At 64.0% G+C, this 18,116-nt stretch carries 14 protein-coding genes; 9 read left to right on the top strand and 5 right to left on the bottom strand.

The features are described from left to right. Nucleotides 1-494: 494 nt before the first annotated feature. Together rocD and AB7Z56_RS32645 are read right to left on the bottom strand one after the other, a co-directional pair. Nucleotides 495-1,712: an ornithine--oxo-acid transaminase gene (rocD, locus tag AB7Z56_RS32650; protein ID WP_063984764.1), complete on the bottom strand. Its 1,218-nt coding sequence runs from the start codon at nt 1,710-1,712 to the stop codon at nt 495-497. Between the two features lie 77 nt (nt 1,713-1,789). Next, entirely contained in the window at nt 1,790-3,022 is a 1,233-nt protein-coding gene (locus AB7Z56_RS32645; RefSeq protein ID WP_063986564.1) for a cytochrome P450, read from the bottom strand. A 108-nt stretch (nt 3,023-3,130) separates the two neighbouring features. Here AB7Z56_RS32645 and AB7Z56_RS32640 point away from each other — a divergent pair, with 108 nt between their 5' ends. The 9 genes from AB7Z56_RS32640 (at nt 3,131) to cnbZ (ending at nt 14,601) form a co-directional block, all read left to right on the top strand. Then, nucleotides 3,131-3,673 (top strand): phosphonopyruvate decarboxylase, encoded by a 543-nt coding sequence (locus tag AB7Z56_RS32640; RefSeq protein ID WP_063984763.1) that lies wholly within the window; start codon nt 3,131-3,133, stop codon nt 3,671-3,673. After that, nucleotides 3,670-4,260 carry a thiamine pyrophosphate-dependent enzyme gene (locus tag AB7Z56_RS32635; protein ID WP_063984762.1) on the top strand — a complete coding sequence of 197 codons (591 nt, stop codon included), beginning with the start codon at nt 3,670-3,672 and terminating at the stop codon, nt 4,258-4,260. The genes AB7Z56_RS32640 and AB7Z56_RS32635 overlap by 4 nt, the downstream gene beginning before the upstream one ends. A 141-nt stretch (nt 4,261-4,401) precedes the next feature. Next, nucleotides 4,402-5,103 (top strand): TetR/AcrR family transcriptional regulator, encoded by a 702-nt coding sequence (locus tag AB7Z56_RS32630; protein ID WP_084795235.1) that lies wholly within the window; start codon nt 4,402-4,404, stop codon nt 5,101-5,103. Nucleotide 5,104: 1 nt separating this feature from the next. Beyond that, nucleotides 5,105-6,298 carry an efflux RND transporter periplasmic adaptor subunit gene (locus AB7Z56_RS32625; protein WP_231144405.1) on the top strand — a complete coding sequence of 398 codons (1,194 nt, stop codon included), beginning with the start codon at nt 5,105-5,107 and terminating at the stop codon, nt 6,296-6,298. Between the two features lie 70 nt (nt 6,299-6,368). Next, nucleotides 6,369-9,464, top strand: a complete 3,096-nt coding sequence (locus AB7Z56_RS32620; RefSeq protein WP_071915899.1) for a MexW/MexI family multidrug efflux RND transporter permease subunit — start codon at nt 6,369-6,371, stop codon at nt 9,462-9,464. A 150-nt stretch (nt 9,465-9,614) separates the two neighbouring features. After that, nucleotides 9,615-12,212 (top strand): ATP-binding protein, encoded by a 2,598-nt coding sequence (locus tag AB7Z56_RS32615; RefSeq protein WP_441256730.1) that lies wholly within the window; start codon nt 9,615-9,617, stop codon nt 12,210-12,212. Beyond that, nucleotides 12,209-12,598 carry a response regulator gene (locus tag AB7Z56_RS32610; RefSeq protein WP_014496960.1) on the top strand — a complete coding sequence of 130 codons (390 nt, stop codon included), beginning with the start codon at nt 12,209-12,211 and terminating at the stop codon, nt 12,596-12,598. Before AB7Z56_RS32615 ends, AB7Z56_RS32610 begins: the two co-directional genes overlap by 4 nt. Continuing rightward, nucleotides 12,595-13,845 (top strand): adenylate/guanylate cyclase domain-containing protein, encoded by a 1,251-nt coding sequence (locus AB7Z56_RS32605; protein WP_063984757.1) that lies wholly within the window; start codon nt 12,595-12,597, stop codon nt 13,843-13,845. The genes AB7Z56_RS32610 and AB7Z56_RS32605 overlap by 4 nt, the downstream gene beginning before the upstream one ends. A 9-nt stretch (nt 13,846-13,854) precedes the next feature. Then, the gene (gene cnbZ, locus AB7Z56_RS32600) at nt 13,855-14,601 is read left to right on the top strand and encodes a 2-amino-5-chloromuconate deaminase CnbZ (RefSeq protein ID WP_063984756.1); all 747 of its coding nucleotides are present in this window, start codon (nt 13,855-13,857) and stop codon (nt 14,599-14,601) included. A 116-nt stretch (nt 14,602-14,717) separates the two neighbouring features. On the opposite strand, the gene AB7Z56_RS32595 is transcribed toward cnbZ, so the two are convergent. From AB7Z56_RS32595 to AB7Z56_RS32585, 3 genes are read right to left on the bottom strand one after another with little or no spacing between them, the layout of a single operon-like run. Beyond that, nucleotides 14,718-15,605, bottom strand: coding sequence for an ABC transporter permease (locus AB7Z56_RS32595; RefSeq protein WP_039151440.1), 888 nt, complete (start codon nt 15,603-15,605; stop codon nt 14,718-14,720). A gap of 3 nt (nt 15,606-15,608) precedes the next feature. Further along, nucleotides 15,609-16,550 carry an ABC transporter permease gene (locus AB7Z56_RS32590; protein WP_231144406.1) on the bottom strand — a complete coding sequence of 314 codons (942 nt, stop codon included), beginning with the start codon at nt 16,548-16,550 and terminating at the stop codon, nt 15,609-15,611. 31 nt (nt 16,551-16,581) lie between these two features. After that, nucleotides 16,582-18,093 (bottom strand): ABC transporter substrate-binding protein, encoded by a 1,512-nt coding sequence (locus tag AB7Z56_RS32585; protein WP_063984754.1) that lies wholly within the window; start codon nt 18,091-18,093, stop codon nt 16,582-16,584. Between the last annotated feature and the right edge of the window lie 23 nt (nt 18,094-18,116).

Below are 18,116 nucleotides of genomic sequence, written 5' to 3'. Positions count from 1 at the left end.
GTCGGCGGCGGTGCCATCGCCGGACGTTGCGGTGCTGCCGGAGCGCGGTGGAATTCAGGTCGCGGTGCCGCCACGAGCGGGGCAGCTCGCTGCGGCGGTGCCGCGAAGTGCGGGGCCGGGCGCGGCGGCGGGGAGGCCATGCGAGGCGCCGGATTCGGCGCCATGGCCGGCCGCTGCGGCATGGGTGGGGGATGAAATGCCGGCGCGGCAGGACGCGCCATCGCAGGTGGCGCCGCCGGTCGGGCCATCGCGGGCGGCGCTGCCGGTCGGGCAGCCGCTCCCGGTGGTCCACCCCGATGGTCCTGGGCGGACGCTCCGACGCTCGCCGCGAGCATCGAGGCACCGACCAAAAACGCCGAAAGGCACACGGCACGCGGAAGCATGATCGCAACTCCACGCTCGTCCCAGTCGCCCGGAACCGTTCAACGCGCAGGCGGCGAAATCGTTCGTTGTTGACTGTCAGCGGCCTTGCGGTCTTCCGACGCAGGCAGACCTCAGGCGAAATCCTGCGTCAGGGCGGCAGCGATTCTCTCCAAGGCCCAATCAACCTGGTCACTGGTAATCACCAGCGGCGGGGCGAAGCGGATCGTGTGCTCGTGGGTATCCTTGGCGAGGATGCCTTCGGTCTGCAGAGCCTCACAGTAGCGGCGTGCACGGCCGGCTTCAGGATTGAGCTCGACCGCCAGCATCAGGCCTCGTCCGCGCACGTCGCGCACGGTGTTGGCGCGGATGCTTCTGAGGCCTTTCAGGAAGCGTTCACCTTGCACCGCAGCGTTCTCGATCATCCCTTCCTCGACGAGAACGCGGAGCGCCGCGCGCGCCACCGCGCAGGCGAGGGGATTGCCACCGAATGTTGAGCCATGCTGACCTGGTTTCAGCGTGCCGAGGACCTCGTTGTTGGAAAGCACGGCCGAGACGGGATAGAAACCGCCGGACAAAGCTTTGCCAAGCAGCGTCACATCCGCCTCGATGCCCTCGTGCTGTTCCGCAAGCAGCTTGCCGGTGCGGCCGAGTCCGGTCTGGATCTCGTCGAGGATCAGCATCACGTCGTGCGCCGTGCAGAGCTCGCGCACCCCCGTGAAATAGCCTGCCGGTGGAATGATGACGCCGGCTTCGCCCTGGATGGGTTCGACCAGGAAGGCGACGGTGTTCGGCGTGATGGCGTCTTTCAGCGCGGCGAGATCGCCGAAGGGGATGATTTTGAAGCCCGGCGCAAAGGGGCCGAAATGTTCGCGCGTGGCCGCGTCGGTCGAGAAACCGACGATACCGAGGGTGCGTCCATGGAAATTGTTGGCGCAGACGATGATCTCGGCTTGCCCGTCGGGCACCCCCTTCACCTCATAGCCCCATTTACGCACGGACTTGATCGCGCTCTCAACGGCTTCGGCTCCGCTATTCATCGGCAGCACCTTGTGAGAGCCGGTGAGTTCCGCGATCTCCTCGTAGAAGAGAGCGAGCTGGTCGTTGTGGAATGCACGCGAGGTCAGGGTCAATCGGCCGGCCTGCTCGACCATGGCGGCCAGGATTTTCGGGTGGCAATGGCCCTGGTTGACCGCCGAATAGGCGGAGAGGCAATCCAGATATCGGTTGCCCTGGGTGTCCCAAACGAAGACGCCTTCGCCGCGCGACAGGACAACGCCAAGCGGCTCATAATTGCGGGCGCCGAAGCGCTCCTCCCTCGAGATGAAATCAGCGACTGGCGGACTACTCATTCGTCACTCCAGCTCACGTGTCTTGCGCATTCTAACAGATCTAATGCGTGGCTCGTTCGAAATGATGCGCGCGGGCCTCAACCTATGGAGCAGGGCACGCTCAGGAAGCCGCGGAACCGCACCCGTCCGCCCCGCACCGGACGGCCGCTCACGGCATAATTCGGGAAGCGCGCCAGGAAGCGCGAGATCGCAATCGCGCCTTCGAGCCGCGCCAGCGCCATGCCGGCGCATTGATGTGCGCCGGTGGCGAAGGCGAGATGCCGGTTCGGCGTGCGCGCGATGTCGAAGCGTTCGGGCTCCGGAAACTGGGCGGGATCGCGGTTGGCCGCCCCGATGCACAGCGTCACCGACGTGCCGGCGTCGAGCATGACGCCGCCGAGCTCGATCTTCTCTGTCGTCATGCGGTTGCCGAGCTGGTTCGAGCTCTCGTAGCGCAGCATCTCCTCGACGGCAGTCTTGATCATGTCGGAGTTTTCGATCAGCCGCTGCTTCTGGTCCGGATTCCGGTGCAGCGCGACGAGGCCGTTGCCGATCAGATTGGTGGTGGTCTCGTGCCCGGCATTGAGCAGGAAGATGCAGTTGTGCAGCAGCTCCTTCTCGGTCAGCCGCTCGCCGTTCTCCTCGCCGTTGCCTTCTCCCTGGATCAGGCGCGTCAGCACGTCACGCTCGGGATTGCCGGGCTTTTGGCGCCTGCGCGCGACCAGGGTTTCGAGATAGGTGAGGAAGTCCTTCACCGCCTTGTTGCCGCGCGCAGCCACTTCGGGCGACACCACGGGCTCGAGCGCACCGAGGATCGCCAGTGACCAGTCGCGCAGCGGCTCGCGTTCGTCGTGGGGAACGTCGAGCAGATTGCCGATCACTTCGATGGGGATCGACGCGGCGAAGTCGTCGATCAGCTCGCAAGTCCCCTTGGCGGCGATGGCATCGAGCAGGCCGTCGACCAGCTTGACGATATCAGGCTCCATCCCCGCGATCGCGCGCGGCGACAGCGCGCCCATGATCAGGCGGCGCACGCGGGTGTGGGCGGGCGGGTCGTTGAAGACGAGGCTCGTGGTGTGGTGCTCGTAAAGCGGGGTGTCGCCGTATTTCGGCGCGAACTCGCGCTTCTTGTCCGAACTGAACGACTTTGTGTTCTTGTAGGTGGTGACGAGATCGTCATAGCGGGTCAGGAACACAGTGCCGTTGGGAAGGCGCTTGACCGGCTCGTTGTCCCGCAGTGCACGATAAGTCGGGTAGGGATCGTCGTAGAATTCGGGTGTCAGCTTCTCCAGATCGAAATTGGCCGCCAGTTCTTTCGCACTTGCGTTCATCGCCGCCATACTCGCCGGTTGAGACCGATATGCTGTTTTCGCTCTTTCGAGCGGCTCGGCTCACCGTCTACAGTCGTGTCGTGATTTGCAAGCCGACCGGACAGGAAAATGCACGCCCGCGCTGACGCTGCCGACACGGCCCCGAATTGGCCCGACGATATTTTCGCGACATTGCAACGCTTCGACGTCCGGCAGGTGCCGTACGTGCCCGATGCCGGCCATTCGAAGCTGATCCAGCGCGTGCTGGCCTCATCCACGATGCGCGGCATTCCGCTGACGACGGAGGAGGAGGGCGTCGCGCTCCTGGCCGGGGCCTGGACGGGCGGACAACGTGGCGTGCTGCTGATGCAGTCGAGCGGGGTCGGCAATTGCATCAACATGCTGTCGCTGATCCCGATCCTGCGCTTTCCGTTCCTCACGCTCGTGACCATGCGCGGCGAGTGGGGCGAGTTCAATCCATGGCAGGTGCCGATGGGATCGACCACGCAGGGCGTGTTCGAACTCTCGGGCGTCCAGGTGCTGCGCGCGTCCAATGCGGCCGAGGTGCCGGCGGTGATGGAGGCAGCCGCAGCGCAGGCCTACAACGCGCTCACGCCCACCGCCGTCCTGCTGTCGCAGCGCCTGATCGGCGCGAAGGTTTTCACCAAATGAGCAAGGCCAACCTCCTCGACCGCCGCCAGGTGGTGTCCACCCTGCTTGCGAACCGCAAGGACGTCGTTGCGATCGGCGGCCTCGGGGCCTCCACCAACGACATGTGTGCCGCCGGCGACCACGCGCGCAACTTCTACCTCTGGGGCGGCATGGGCGGCGCGGCGATGATCGGGCTTGGCCTGGCGCTGGCGCAACCAAAACTGCCGGTGCTGGTCATCACCGGCGACGGCGAGATGCTGATGGGGATGGGGAGCCTTGCCACCATCGGCCTGCAGAAGCCGTCCAACCTCTCGATCGTGGTGCTCGACAACGAGGCCTATGGCGAGACCGGTGGCCAGACCAGCCACACCTCCGCGGCTGCCGACCTCGTCGGCGTCGCCAGGGCCTGCGGCATCGGGGACTCCCGCGCGATCTCGACCATGGCCGAGGTCGAGGCCTTCGCCAAAGCCGTCCACAACGTCTCGGCGGGGCCGCGATTTGCCAATGTGAAGATCGATAGCGCCAGCCTGGACCGGATTCTCCCAGTCCGGGACGGGACTTACATCGTCAACCGGATCCGTGGCGATCTCGGCTTCCAGCCGATCTAGCCCTGCTTGGCTCCGTCCTGAGCAACGTTCCCGGCCCTCCGGGCGGGGAAGTGTGGCCATTTTCCAACAAGTTTGTACCCACGTAGGTTGCGTCGCAGCATTCTGCTTGACTTTTGCGTGGGTGAGTGCTTACTCACTAACATGAGCTCACTGCGAATGACGAGCGACCTGAGGCGTCAATTGATCCTCGGTGCCGCAAAACGCTGCTTTGCCCGACACGGCTATACCGGCACCACGACCAAGAGCGTGGCGGCCGCCGCTGCCATTTCCGAGGCGCTGCTGTTCAAGCATTTTCCGTCCAAGGCGGCGCTCTACGCCGAAATCCTCAGCGACGAATGCGAAGCCGATCCGGCACTGATGGACCTGCTCGAACGGGAGCCCTCGACGGCCACGCTGGTCGAGTTGATCCGTGGCATGGTCCAGCATTTCCTCCACATCGCCGACGGGCCCGATCAGGAAGAGGCGCAGCGCCTGCGACTGATGGCCACCAGCCATCTGGATGACGGCGAATTCGCCCGTCTGCTATATGCCAAGATCGAGAAGCTGATCGGGGCGGTCTTCCTCGCCTCGCTCGAGCGTGCGGTTGCCAGCGGTGACGCGCGACCGTTCAGCGGCGATCCGCTCAACCTGTTCTGGTTCGCGCATCATTCGGTGATGATGGCTGCGCTGACCAGGCTGCCGGCCACGCCCTGCCTCGTCTACGGCAAGGCGAACGATCTGGAGCGGCAGCTCTGTGAGTTTCTCCTGAGGGGTATCGGACTTAACGACGCCGCAATTGCTTCGCATTTGGGCCGCGATCGGGCCGCGGATGCGGGCAAGACGGCGATTGCAGAAAGCGCATGACATGAACATCGTAACCGAACACAAGATTTCGGGCGAACCGATCGACACCAAGGCTCGCCGGCGTCCGGTTAGGCCAGTGCTGTGGTTCATCATCGTCGGCACGCTCCTGGGCGTGCTCGTTGGCGGCCTCGTCTGGTTCAATTACTTCCGCGGCCAGATGATCAAGCAGTTCTTCGCCAACAACAAGCCGCCGCCGACCGCGGTCAGCGCGGCCGAGGCGAAGTCCGAGGTGGTCCCGAACCTGCTCACCGCAGTCGGCGGCCTTGCCGCCGTGCACCAGGTCGACGTCAGCGCCGACGTCAATGGCCGCGTCACCGAGATCAAGTTCGAGCCGGGTACGCATGTCGATGCCGGCACGCCACTGGTGCAGTTCTTCGACATGCCGGAGCAGGGCGACCTCGCCAACTACAAGGCGCAGGCAACCGTCGCACAGCTCTCGCTCGACCGCGCCAAGCAGCTGGCATCGCGCCAGTTCGGCCCGCAGGCGACCGTCGATAACGCGCAGGCCGCCTACGATCAGGCGCTGGCCGGCATCGCCAAGACCGAGGCGGTGATCTCGCAGAAGCTGGTGCGTGCGCCGTTCTCCGGCGATCTCGGCGTCCGCAAGGTCGAAGTCGGCCAGTACCTGACGGCCGGCACGGCGATCGTCTCGCTGACCGATCTGTCGGAGCTGTGGGCCAACTTCACGGTGACCGAAAAGGACTCGGGCAACCTCAAGGTCGGCCAGCCGGTCCGGCTCAAGGTCGACGCCTACCCCGGCCGCACCTTCGATGCCAAGATCACCACGATCGAGCCGCAGGTCGCGGCCGACACCCGCAACATCCGCGTGCAGGCGACGGTCGCCAATCCGGAGAAGATCCTGAAGCCGGGCATGTTCGTGACCACGACGGTGGTGCTGCCGGCGAAGCCGGCCGTGATCACCGTGCCGGAAACGGCGGTCGATTACACGCTCTACGGCGACTCCGTGTTCGTGATCACCGAGAAGAAGGAAGAGGACGGCAAGACCAGCCTCTCCGCAGTGCGCACCTTCGTGCAGACCGGCAGCCGGGTCGACGGTCGCGTCGAAATCATCAAGGGCGTGAAGGTGGGCGACAAGGTCGTCGCCGTTGGCCAGCTCAAGCTGCAATCGGGCGCTCCGGTGTCGATTTCGACCGACCCGGCTCCGCAGATCCCGGCGCAGCCGCCGCGCTACTGATCAACACCATCCAAGTGATCCGGCTCGACCGGATCACTTTTCTTGAGACAAAGAAATCGAGATCGCCGCGATGCGCTTTACCGATATTTTCATCAAGCGACCGGTCCTGTCGGTCGTCGTCAGTCTGCTGATCCTGCTGATCGGCCTGCGCGCGGCGATGGTGCTGCCGATCCGGCAATATCCGAAGCTGTCGAACACGGTCATCAACATCACGACCGTCTATCCCGGCGCGTCCGCAGACCTGATCCAGGGCTTCATCACGACGCCGATCGAGCAGGCGGTCGCCTCGGCCGAAGGCGTCGACTACATGACCTCGTCCTCGGTGCTCGGCACCTCGACGATCCAGGTCTACATCAAGCTGAACTTCGATCCGAACCAGGCGCTCACCGAGGTGCTCGCCAAGACCAACTCGGTCAAGTACCTGATTCCAAAGGAATCCAACGACCCGATCGTCACCAAGACCACCGGCCAGACCACGGCCGTGATGTATCTCGGCTTCTCCTCCGAGGAGCTGTCGGGCTCGGCGATATCAGACTATCTGACGCGTGTGGTGCAGCCGGTGCTGTCGACGGTCGACGGCGTGGCCTCGGCCGACATTCTGGGCGGCCAGACCTTTGCGATGCGGCTGTGGCTCGATCCCATGAAGATGGCCGGCCGCAACGTGTCGCCGGCCGATGTCGCCGCCGCGATCGCCGCCAACAACTTCCAGTCCGCAGCGGGGCAGACCAAGGGCTATCTGATCGTTTCCAACATCTCGACGAACACCAGCCTGACTGACGTCAACCAGTTCAGGAAGATGATCGTCAAGGCGAAGGACGGCGGCTTTGTGCGGATGGAGGACATCGCCACAGTCGAACTCGCCGCCCAAAGCACGGATGCCAGCGTCGCCTTCAATGGCGAGCATGCGATCTTCATTGGCGTGAACGCGACGCCGCAGGGCAACCCGCTGACGCTGGTCAAGGGCGTGCGCGCGCTGTTCCCCGAACTCGAGCGCAATCTTCCGCCGTCGATGAAGATGAAGGTCGCCTACGACTCGACCAAGTTCATCCAATCTTCGATCGACGAGGTGGAGAAGACGCTGGGTGAAGCCGTGATCATCGTGATCGTGGTCATCTTCCTGTTCCTGGCCTCGCTCCGTTCGGTCATCATTCCCGTCGTCACCATTCCGCTGTCGATGATCGGCGTCTGCACCTTGATGCTGGCGTTGGGTTTCAGCTTCAACCTTCTGACCCTGCTCGCGATGGTGCTCGCGATCGGCCTCGTGGTCGACGACGCCATTGTCGTGGTGGAGAACATCCATCGCCATCTGGAGGAGGGGAAGACGCCGGTTCAGTCGGCGCTGGAAGGCGCGCGCGAAATCGTTGGGCCGGTCATCTCCATGACCATCACGCTCGCGGCGGTGTACGCGCCGATCGGCTTCCTCGGCGGCCTGACCGGTTCGCTGTTCCGCGAATTCGCCTTCACGCTCGCGGGCTCGGTGATCGTGTCAGGTGTGATCGCGCTGACGCTGTCGCCGATGATGTGCTCTATTCTGCTCAAGAATACCGAAGAGGGCCGCTTCGCCAAGCTGGTCAACAAGGTGTTCGGCGCTTTGACGCGCTGGTATGGGCGCAGGCTCGACCGCTCGCTCGATTACAAGGCGATCACCGGTCTGTTCGCGGTGACGATCCTCGGGCTGGTCGGCTTCCTCTACATGCACACCTCGAAGGAGCTGGCGCCTGAGGAGGACCAGGGCATCGTGTTCGCGGTGACCAAGGCGCCGAAATACGCCAACATCGACTATGTCGATTTCTACGGCGAGAAGCTCGACGAGAAATTCCAGAAGTTCCCCGAAACCGATCTGCGCTTCGTGCTGAACGGCATCAACGGCCCGCAGGGCGGCATCGCCGGCATGCTGCTGAAGTCGTGGGACGAGCGCAAGCGCTCGTCGATCCAGTTGAAGCCGCTGGTGCAGGCCGAGCTTTCCAAGATCGAGGGCGTGCAGGCTTTCGCGTTCAACCTGCCGCCGTTGCCGGGTGGCCCCGGCGGTCTGCCGGTTCAGATGGTGATCAATTCCACCGCGGGCTTCCAGACGGTCTATGAGCAGATGGAGAAGCTGAAGGACGCCGCGCGCAAGAGCGGCATGTTCATCGTCTCCGACAGCGACCTCGCCTACAACCAGCCGAACGTGGAGGTCACGATCGACCGCACCAAGGCGCAGGATCTCGGCGTTAACATGCAGAACCTCGGCTCTACGCTCGCGGTGCTGCTCGGTGGCAACTACATCAACCGCTTCAATCTGGAGGGCCGGTCCTACCAGGTGATCCCACAGGTGCCGCGCAGCAGCCGGCTCTCGCCGGAATCGCTCGGCGGCTATTATGTGACGACCAACACGGGCCAGCAGCTCCCGCTGTCGACCGTGGTCTCGGTCAGGACCAAGACTGATCCGAATTCGCTGACGCATTACAATCAGCTCAATTCGGCGACGTTCTCGGCTGTGCCGATGCCCGGCGTGACGGTCGGATCGGCGGTCGACTTCCTCGAAGGCGAGGCCAAGAAGCTGCCGGCCGGCTTCAGCCACGATTATCTCGCGGACTCCAGGCAATACGTGCAGGAGGGCAACCAGCTTGCGATCACCTTCGGTTTTGCGTTGATCATCATCTTCCTGGTGCTGGCGGCGCAGTTCGAGAGCCTGCGTGACCCGTTCGTGATCATGATCTCGGTGCCGATGGCGATCGTGGGTGCGCTGATCCCGCTGTTCTTTGGCATGGCGACCATGAACATCTACACCCAGGTCGGTCTGCTGACGCTGGTCGGGCTGATCACCAAGCACGGCATCCTGATGGTGGAGTTCGCCAACGAGCTCCAGGTCAACGAGCGGCTCGACCGCCGCTCGGCCATCGAGATGTCGGCCCGTATTCGTCTGCGGCCGATCCTGATGACCACGGCCGCGATGGTGACCGGCCTGATCCCGCTCCTGACTGCGTCCGGCGCGGGCGCGGCCAGCCGCTTCTCGATCGGCCTCGTTGTGGTCGCCGGCATGTCGATCGGTACGCTGTTCACGCTGTTCGTGCTGCCCGCGGTCTACGTCGTGCTGGCAACCGACCACCGCGCGGCGGCCGATTCCGAGCGGAACAAGGAGGTCAACGATCTCGACCTCAATTCCAAGGCGCTGCGACCGACCTGAGCCGCAGGTCAGCGAACCAGAAGGGCGGCAGCGGCATCCGTTGCCGCCCTTTTCATTTGCCCCGCAGCCTGCGGACGCCGTCAGGCTTAGGGGGAGCCCTTTCCGCGTTGGCGAGAGACAAGTTCCGGCCTTCTTGCTAGATTCGCCGGGATGAGCATCTCCCTCCACCCCGACACCCCGCAAGCCAGGACGGCGCCGAGCGCGGCCGCGGCTGGCGTCGTGCCCGGCGAGGCGGCGGGGCGCGGGATCAGGACCCGGCTTTTCACCAAATATGTCGCGCTCTTCGTGGCCGTCGTCGCCATTGCGCTGCTGGCCAACGGGCTGTTCGAGGTCTTCTTCTATTATCGCGAGCACAAGGCCGCGCTGATCCGGGTCCAGCATGAGCAGGCGGAGGCGGCCGCGGCCAAGATCGGCCAGTTCGTCAAGGAGATCGAGAGCCAGCTAGGCTGGACCACGCAGCTGCCCTGGTCGGCGGGCTCGATCGAGCAGCGCCGGTTCGACGCACAACGGCTGCTGCGCCAGGTGCCCGCGGTCACAGAGCTCGCCCAGGTGGATGCGACCGGCAAGGAGCGCTTGCGGGTCTCGCGGCTGGCCATGGACGCGACCGACAGCGGGATCGACCTGTCGGCCGACCCGAAGTTCACCGAGGCGGTCGCGCACAAGGTCTATTACGGCCCGGTCTATTTCCGCAGGGAGTCCGAGCCCTACATGACGCTCGCGCTGGCCGGCGCGCGCAAGGATGCCGGCGTCAGCATCGCGGAGGTCAATCTCAAGCTGATCTGGGACGTCGTGTCCCAGATCAAGGTCGGCGAACACGGGCACGCCTATGTGGTCGGCCCGGAGGGACGCCTGATCGCGCATCCCGACATCAGCCTGGTGCTGCGCAACACCGACATGTCGGGCCTCACCCAGGTGCGCGCCGCGCAGGCTGGAGGCGGCACCCTGTCCGACGCGCTCCCCGAAGCGCGCAATATCCAGGGGCAGAAGGTGCTGACCACATCGGCCCCGATCGAGCCGCTGCATTGGACCATGCTCGTCGAGCTGCCGGTCGAGGAGGCCTATGCGGCGCTCTATGCTTCGCTGCAGCGGCTGGCGATCGTGTTGCTCGCAGCGTCGATCTTCGCGGTGCTCGCCGGGATTTTTCTCGCACGCCGCATGGTCGGACCGATCCAGGCCCTGCGCAGCGGCGCCGAGCGGATCGGCGGCGGCGATTTCTCGCAGCGCATCTCGATCAAGACCGGCGACGAGCTCGAAGGACTCGCCGACCAGTTCAACGACATGGGCGCGCGGTTGCAGGAATCCTATGCGGATTTGGAAAACAAGGTCGAGCGGCGGACGGCTGAATTGTCCGAAACGCTCGAGCAACAGACGGCGACTTCTGAGGTGCTGGAGGTCATCAGTTCCTCTCCGGGCGAACTCGCTCCCGTGTTCTACAAAATGCTCGAAAATGCGACGCGGGTCTGTGGCGCAAGTTTCGGCGTCATGAATCTCTGGGACGGTGAAAGCTTCACGATTGCGGCGGATTACAATGTGCCGGCTGCGTTCGCTGCTTCGCGAAAAGATGTGGAAATCCGACCTCGTCCGAACAGCGCGCTCGCCGAGGTCGTCAGGACACGTGAGGTCGTCCACGTTCACGATGTGCGAAACACACCTGCCTATCTTGCTGGTGGGCCTGCCGTTCGCGCGATCTCAGACGTCGCCGGCGCCCGTACGATCGTCATCGTGCCGATGCTGAAGGAGAACGAGCTGATTGGCACGATCGCGGTCTATCGCAAGGAGGTCCGTCCGTTCGCCGACAAGCAGATCGCACTGGTTGAGAATTTCACCAAACAGGCTGTGATTGCGATCGAGAACGCTCGACTGCTCAAGCAGCTTCGTGAGCGTACCACGGAGCTGTCGCAGTCGCTCGACAATCTGCGTACCGCGCAGGATCGCCTGATCCAGACCGAGAAGCTCGCCTCCCTCGGCCAGCTCACGGCGGGGATCGCCCACGAGATCAAGAACCCGCTCAATTTCGTCAACAATTTCTCCTCGGTCTCGACCGAGCTGATCGATGAACTCAATCAGGCCCTGCAATCGGCTTCGCTCGACGGCAAGACGAAGGAGGAGGTCGACGAGCTGACCGGCATGCTCAGGAGCAATCTGGAAAAGGTGGTGCAGCACGGCAAGCGCGCCGATTCCATCGTCAGGAACATGCTGCTGCATTCGCGCGCGGGTTCCGGCGAGCATCGCCCCAGCGATATCAATGCCGTCGTCGAGGAAAGCCTCAATCTCGCCTATCACGGTGCGCGCGCGGAACGGCCCGCCTTCAACGTCACGCTTGAGCGCGAGTTCGATCCCGGGGCCGGGACGGTCGATGTCTATCCGCAGGAGATCGCGCGCGTCTTGCTCAATTTGATCTCGAACGGCTTCTATGCTGCGGCCAAGCGCAAGGAGAGCGCGACGGACGGCTTCGAGCCCACCTTGAACGCGGCCACCAAAAACCTCGGCGACAAGGTCGAGATCCGGATCCGCGACAACGGCACAGGGATTCCGCCCGAGGTGAAGGCGAAATTGTTCAATCCGTTTTTCACCACCAAGCCGGCCGGCGAGGGCACCGGGCTCGGCCTGTCCATGAGCCATGACATCGTCGTGAAGCAGCACGGCGGCACGATCGACGTGAACACCGAGCCCGGTGTATTCACCGAATTCATCATCACGCTGCCGCGCCAGATGGCGGCGGACGATACTCCCGGAGGCAAGAATTGAACGTTTACATCCTGGTCGTCGATGACGAGCCCGACGTCGAGGCGCTGTTCCGGCAGCAGTTCCGGCGTGACCTGCGCGCCGGACGCTTCCAGATGGAATTCGCGCCGTCCGCGTCCGATGCGCTCAGGCTCGCCTCCGAGGTGCGCGACCCCTCGTTGATCCTGATCCTGTCCGACATCAACATGCCCGGCATGAGCGGGCTCGACATGCTGCCCAAGGTGCGCGCCGAGCATCCGGACGTTCCCGTCATCATGATCACGGCCTATGGTGACGCCGAGACGCGCCGGAAGGCGATCGAGCGTGGCGCCATCGGGCTCCTCACCAAGCCGATCGATTTTGCGCTGCTGCGGCAGGAGATCGACACGAGGCTCGAGCAAGCCGCATGACTTCGACCATCCTCTTCGTCGATGACGAGCCAGACCTCGAGGCGCTGATCCTGCAGAAGTTTCGCAGGCAGATCCGCGACGGGCTCGTCGACATCATGTTTGCACGCGACGGCGTCGAGGCGCTGGAGTCCCTCGAGCAGAACCCGCATGTCGACATGGTGGTCTCCGACATCAACATGCCGCGCATGGATGGGCTGTCGCTGCTGGCGAAGCTCCAGGAGGCCGAGGACAAGAAGTCGACTATCATCGTCTCGGCCTATGGCGACATGAGCAACATCCGCACCGCCATGAACCGCGGCGCGTTCGACTTCCTCACCAAACCGATCGACTTCGCCGACCTGGAAGCCACGATCGAGAAGACCATTCGCCATATCGAGATGCTGCGCGAGGTGCGGCGCCGTCAGATGGAGGCGGAGCGGGCCCATGCCGCGCTGTCGCGCCATTTCTCGCCCGAGCTCGCCAAGCGTCTGGTGGCGGGCGGCGAGGGTGAGGGGATCGAGGTGCAGTGGCGCGATGTCGCCACCATCTTCACCGATATCACCGGGTTCACCTCCCTGGTCGAGAGCGCGCCGCCCGAGACGCTCGGCGCGCTCCTCAACGAATATGTCGGCGGGATGACCGAAACCATCTTCGCGCATGAGGGGACGGTCGCAAAAATCATCGGCGATGCGATCCAGGTGCTCTTCAATGCGCCCGGCGATCAGCCGGACTATGCGACGCGTGCGGTCGCCTGCGCCCATGACCTCGATGCCTGGGCACAGGATTTCTGCGCGCGCCAGAGGGCCGTGGGCGTGAATTTCGGCACCACCCGCATCGGCATTCACGCCGGGCCGGCACTGGTCGGCAATTTCGGAGGCAACCGCTTCTTCGACTACACCGCCTATGGAGACACCATCAACATCGCGGCGCGACTGGAGGCCGCCAACAAGCATCTGGGAACACGCATCTGCGCCAGTGCCAGCGTCGCCAAGGCTGCCGAGCATTTTCAAGGCCGTCCCGTGGGTGATCTGATGCTGCGCGGACGCAGCGAACCGCTGCGTGCGTTCGAACCGTTGCCGCAGGATAAATTCGAAGCGCCAAGGACGGCGCAATATTCCGAGGCTTTTGCCAAGATGGAAGCCGGCGACGTCGCGGCCATGCCGGCCTTTGCCGCGCTGGTCGGGATGCACGCCGACGATTCCCTGGCCGGCTTTCACCTGAAGCGCTTGCTCAACGGTGCCAAGGGCATCCGCATGAAACTGGATTAGGAGTTCGACATGATTGGTGATTTCTCCGCCGGCAACTATCGGTTCATTCCGTCCGTGTTCCAGTATTCGGCGGGTGCCGCCGCTGACGACGGATACGAGATTGAGCGGGTTCGGTTCGATCGCCTGGTGCCGCTGGCCGAGGGATTTGCGCTCGCGGCGAAGTATATCCAGGAAGCAGGGCGTCCGCTGACGGCGTTCTGTGCCTGCGAGTTGCGCTCACCGGCGGCCTTCAGCGAGGAAGGCTTTCGCGCATTCAACCTGCATTATGTGAAGACGCTGTCCGAATGGGGCATCTTCGACGGCACCACCAATCCGGTGGCGCGCAGCAATGTCTGTCCGGAGATCGATCCGCCGTCCGAGCCGTCGTTCTATGCTTTCTCCTTCACGCGTCCGACAACCTCGAAGGCACCAAGCTTCGTGATCGCCGGTGGCGCCGAGGCGCGCGAGGGCGGCGGCACCTATGTCGAGCGCACGGTGCGCTACCGCGACCTCAGCCCGGAGGGTCTTCGCGAGAAGGTGCGGTTCACCACGACGTCGCAGATGGAGAACCGGATGACGGCCTTCGGCTTCGGCTGGAAGGACACCACCGGCGTGCAGGCCTATTCCGTGCACGATTTCCACCACGCGCTGGTCGACGAGCTGGTCCGCCACGGCGCGCTGCGCTCCGGCCTGACCTGGCATTTCGCCCGTCCGCCGGTGGTCGACCTCGAATACGAGATGGATTGCCGTCGCGTGATGCGCGAGACCGTGATTTGAGGTCCTCATCCTGAGGAGCGGCCGTCAGGCCGCGTCTCGAACGATGGCTCCAGGTGACAGTCGGGCCTTCATGGTTCGAGACGCGCGTAAGAACGCGCTCCTCACCTGAGGGACTGCTAGCGCTGGCGCGGGTCGAGCGCGTCGCGCAGGCCGTCGCCGAGCAGGTTCAGCGACAGCACCACGAGGAAGATCGCAAGGCCCGGCCAGATCGCCATCCACGGCGCCTGGGTCAGGAAGCGCTGCGCCGCGTTGAGCATGCTGCCCCAGGACGGTGCCGGCGGCTGCTGGCCGAGGCCGAGGAACGACAGCGCGGCTTCGGCGATGATGGCGGCGGCGATCGACAGCGTCGCCTGCACCAATAGCGCGGGAAGGATGTTCGGCAGGATGTGCGAGAACGCGATCCGCCACGGCGGATTGCCGAGCGCGCGCGCCGCCTCGACATAGTCTTCGGCCTTGACGCTCAGCACCTGCCCGCGCGTCAGGCGGATGAAGATCGGCGTTGCCGAGATGCCGATCGCGATCATGGCGTTGCCGAGGCTGGGACCGAGGAAGGCGGCCAGCGCGATCGCCAGGATCAGGAACGGGCAGGCCAACATCGCATCGGTGATCCGGCTGATCAGCGCGTCAACAAATCCGCCGCGATAGCCGGCGAGGAGACCAAGAGGGACACCGATCCCGAGCGCGATCGCGACCGAGATCAGACCCGCCATCAGGGAGGCCCGCGCGCCGTAGATGACGCGGCTGAGGATGTCGCGGCCGAGATCGTCGGTGCCGAACCAGTGGGCGGCGGTGGGCGGCTTGCGCACCAGGCTCCAGCTCGTTGCAATGGGATCATAGGGCACGACCAGCGGCGCAAGGGCCGCAAGCAGGATGAAGGCTGTGATCACGACAAGCCCGAAGACCGCGGCCTTGCGCTTGAACAGGCGCCGCCGCGCACGGCGGGCCGGGCTGTCCAGCTCGTAGGCCTGGGTGGCGGGACTGGCTGGCAGTGCGGCGTCGGTCATCGTCTAACCTCGCAGCCGCGGATTGACGAGGACATAGGCGACGTCGGCGACGAGATTGAGCGTGATGTAGACTGTGGCCGTCACCAGCACCACGCCCTGCACCACCGCATAGTCACGGTTGAAGACGGCGTCCACGATCAGCTTGCCGAAGCCGGGAATGGAAAAGATCTGCTCGGTCAGCACCGCGCCCGACAACAGCGTGCCGAGCTCGAGCGCGCCGAGGGTGATGATCGGCGTCAGCGCGTTGCGCATCGCGTGCTTGAGGATCACCGAGCGCTCGGAGAGACCTTTCGCGCGCGCGGTGCGGACATAGTCGCTCTCCAGAACCTGGAGCATGGCGCTGCGTGTGTGCCGCATCAGGACCGCTGAAATTGCGTTGCCGAGCACGAAGGCCGGCATGATGGTGGCGGCCAGGCTCGCGCGCCAGTCCTCCGTGAGCGGCACATAGCCTGAGGCCGGCAGCCAGCCCAGGTGAATCGAGAACAGGAAGATCATGAGGATTCCGAGCCAGAAATTCGGCGTCGAGATGCCCCATAGCGCGAACAGATTGGCGCCATAGTCCCAAACCGTGCCCTTCTTCACCGCGGAGATGATGCCGGCGGGAATGCCGATGAGGAACGCGATCAGGATCGCCATTGAGCCGAGCTGGAGCGTCACCGGCAGTTTCTGGGCGATCAACTCGCGCACCGGCATCTTGTTGCGCAGCGACTCGCCGAAATTACCGGTGAGGACTCCCTTGAGCCAGTAGACATATTGCACGGGGATCGACTGATCGAGCTTGTACTGCTGCCGGATCTGCTCGATCGCTGCGGGATCGCGCTCCTCGCCGGCCATCACCAGCGCGGGATCGCCCGGCAGCAATTGCTGGAGCGAGAAGATCAGCACCGACACGAAGAACAGTGTCGGCACGATCTGCGCGATGCGGCGGGCGAGGAAGTTCAGCATGGCTCCACGCGTTTCCCGAGTGATGCCGCGATCACTTGAACTTCAGCCCGACCACGCGCACGAGGCCATCAGGCATCTGCCGGTAGCCCTCGAGCTTCTTCGTATGCGCGATCAGGAGCGTACGATGATAGATGTAGATGATCGGCAGGTCGTCGAGCAGGATCTTGGTCAGCTTCCCGTAGATCGCCTTGCGCTCCTCGACATTGGACGTCGCCCGTCCGTCTTCCATCAGCTTGTCGGCTTCGGGGTTCGAATACACGCCGTCGTTCTGCGGCGCCTTGCTGCGCATGAAGATGTAGGAATTGCCGTCCGGGTCGATGCGTCCGCTCCAGTTGATCTGGAACACCTGGAACTCGCCGGCCTGCGCCTGCTTGAAGGTGGTCGCGAATTCAACGACGCGGACCTTGATGTCGAAGCCTGCTTCGGCGGCCATGGACTGCACGACCTGGGCGACGGCCTCGTACTCGGTGCCCTTTGGTACCATGTAGTCGACGGTGACGGGCAGGCTGACACCGGCTTCCTTCAACAGCGCCTTGGCCTTGGCGATGTCGCGACCCGGAATGGGGAAAGCCTTCTGATAGTATGGATGCGTCGGGCTGACCCATTGATTGCCCGGCGTGAACTCGCCGTTGAATACGACCTGGTTGATGGCCTCGCGATCGATCGACAGGCTGAGTGCCTGGCGTACCTTCGCGGATTGGCTGAGTGGCCCCTTGGTCTTGTCGTTGCCGATATTGATCGTCAGGCCCTGATAACCGAGCTCGGGCGCCGTCGACAGCACCAGCTTGGGATCGGCGCGCACATCCTTGATGTCGGTGGCCAGCACGCGCTCGATCAAATCGAGCCCGCCGGACTTGAGGTTGGCAAGGCGCACCGTCGCGTCGACAATCGGCAGGAACACGACGCGGTCGATATGGATGTTGTCCTTGTTCCAGTAGTCGGCAAACTTCTCGAACACCATGCGGTCCTGTTGGACGCGCTCGACGAATTTGTAGGGGCCGGCGCAGACCGGATGCAGGCCGAACTTGTCGCCCGCCTCCTTCGCGGCCTTCGGCGAGACCATCATGCCGGAGCGGTCGGTGAGCTGGGCGATCAGCGGCGAGTAAGGGGTCTTGAGCACCAGCTTGATGGTCAGGGGATCGACCACCTCGACATGGTCGACGCTGGCAAGCTCCGACTTCCGGAACGAGGTCGGCAGCGTCATGTGACGCTCGATCGAGAACTTTGCGGCTTCGGCGTCCAGCGGTTCGCCGTCATGGAATTTGACGTTCGGCCGGAGCTTGATCGTCATCTCCTTGCCGTCGGCCGAAGTCTCGTAGGACAGCGCGAGCTGCGGCACGATGTTGAGCTTCTCGTCGATGTCGAACAGCTTGTCGCAGAAGGCGGAGAAGACGATGCGGCCGACATAGGTGCGGCCGATGCTGGGATCGAGGATATCGGGGTCTTCGGCGATGCCGATGCGAAGCGTGGTCTGAGCCTGGGCTGCGCCCGCGAGCGACGTCAGCACAGCCGACGCCAGGATTGTCAAACGCATGAAACTCATCGCTCTCAACCTCTGTTTTGCGG

It is taken from the genome of Bradyrhizobium sp. 482_C4_N1_8, assembly GCF_052075965.1.
In the GTDB taxonomy this organism is placed as follows: Bacteria; Pseudomonadota; Alphaproteobacteria; order Rhizobiales; family Xanthobacteraceae; genus Bradyrhizobium; species Bradyrhizobium barranii.
Note: the sequence above shows the minus strand (reverse complement) of the source record. Positions and strands in the feature narration are given on the sequence as shown.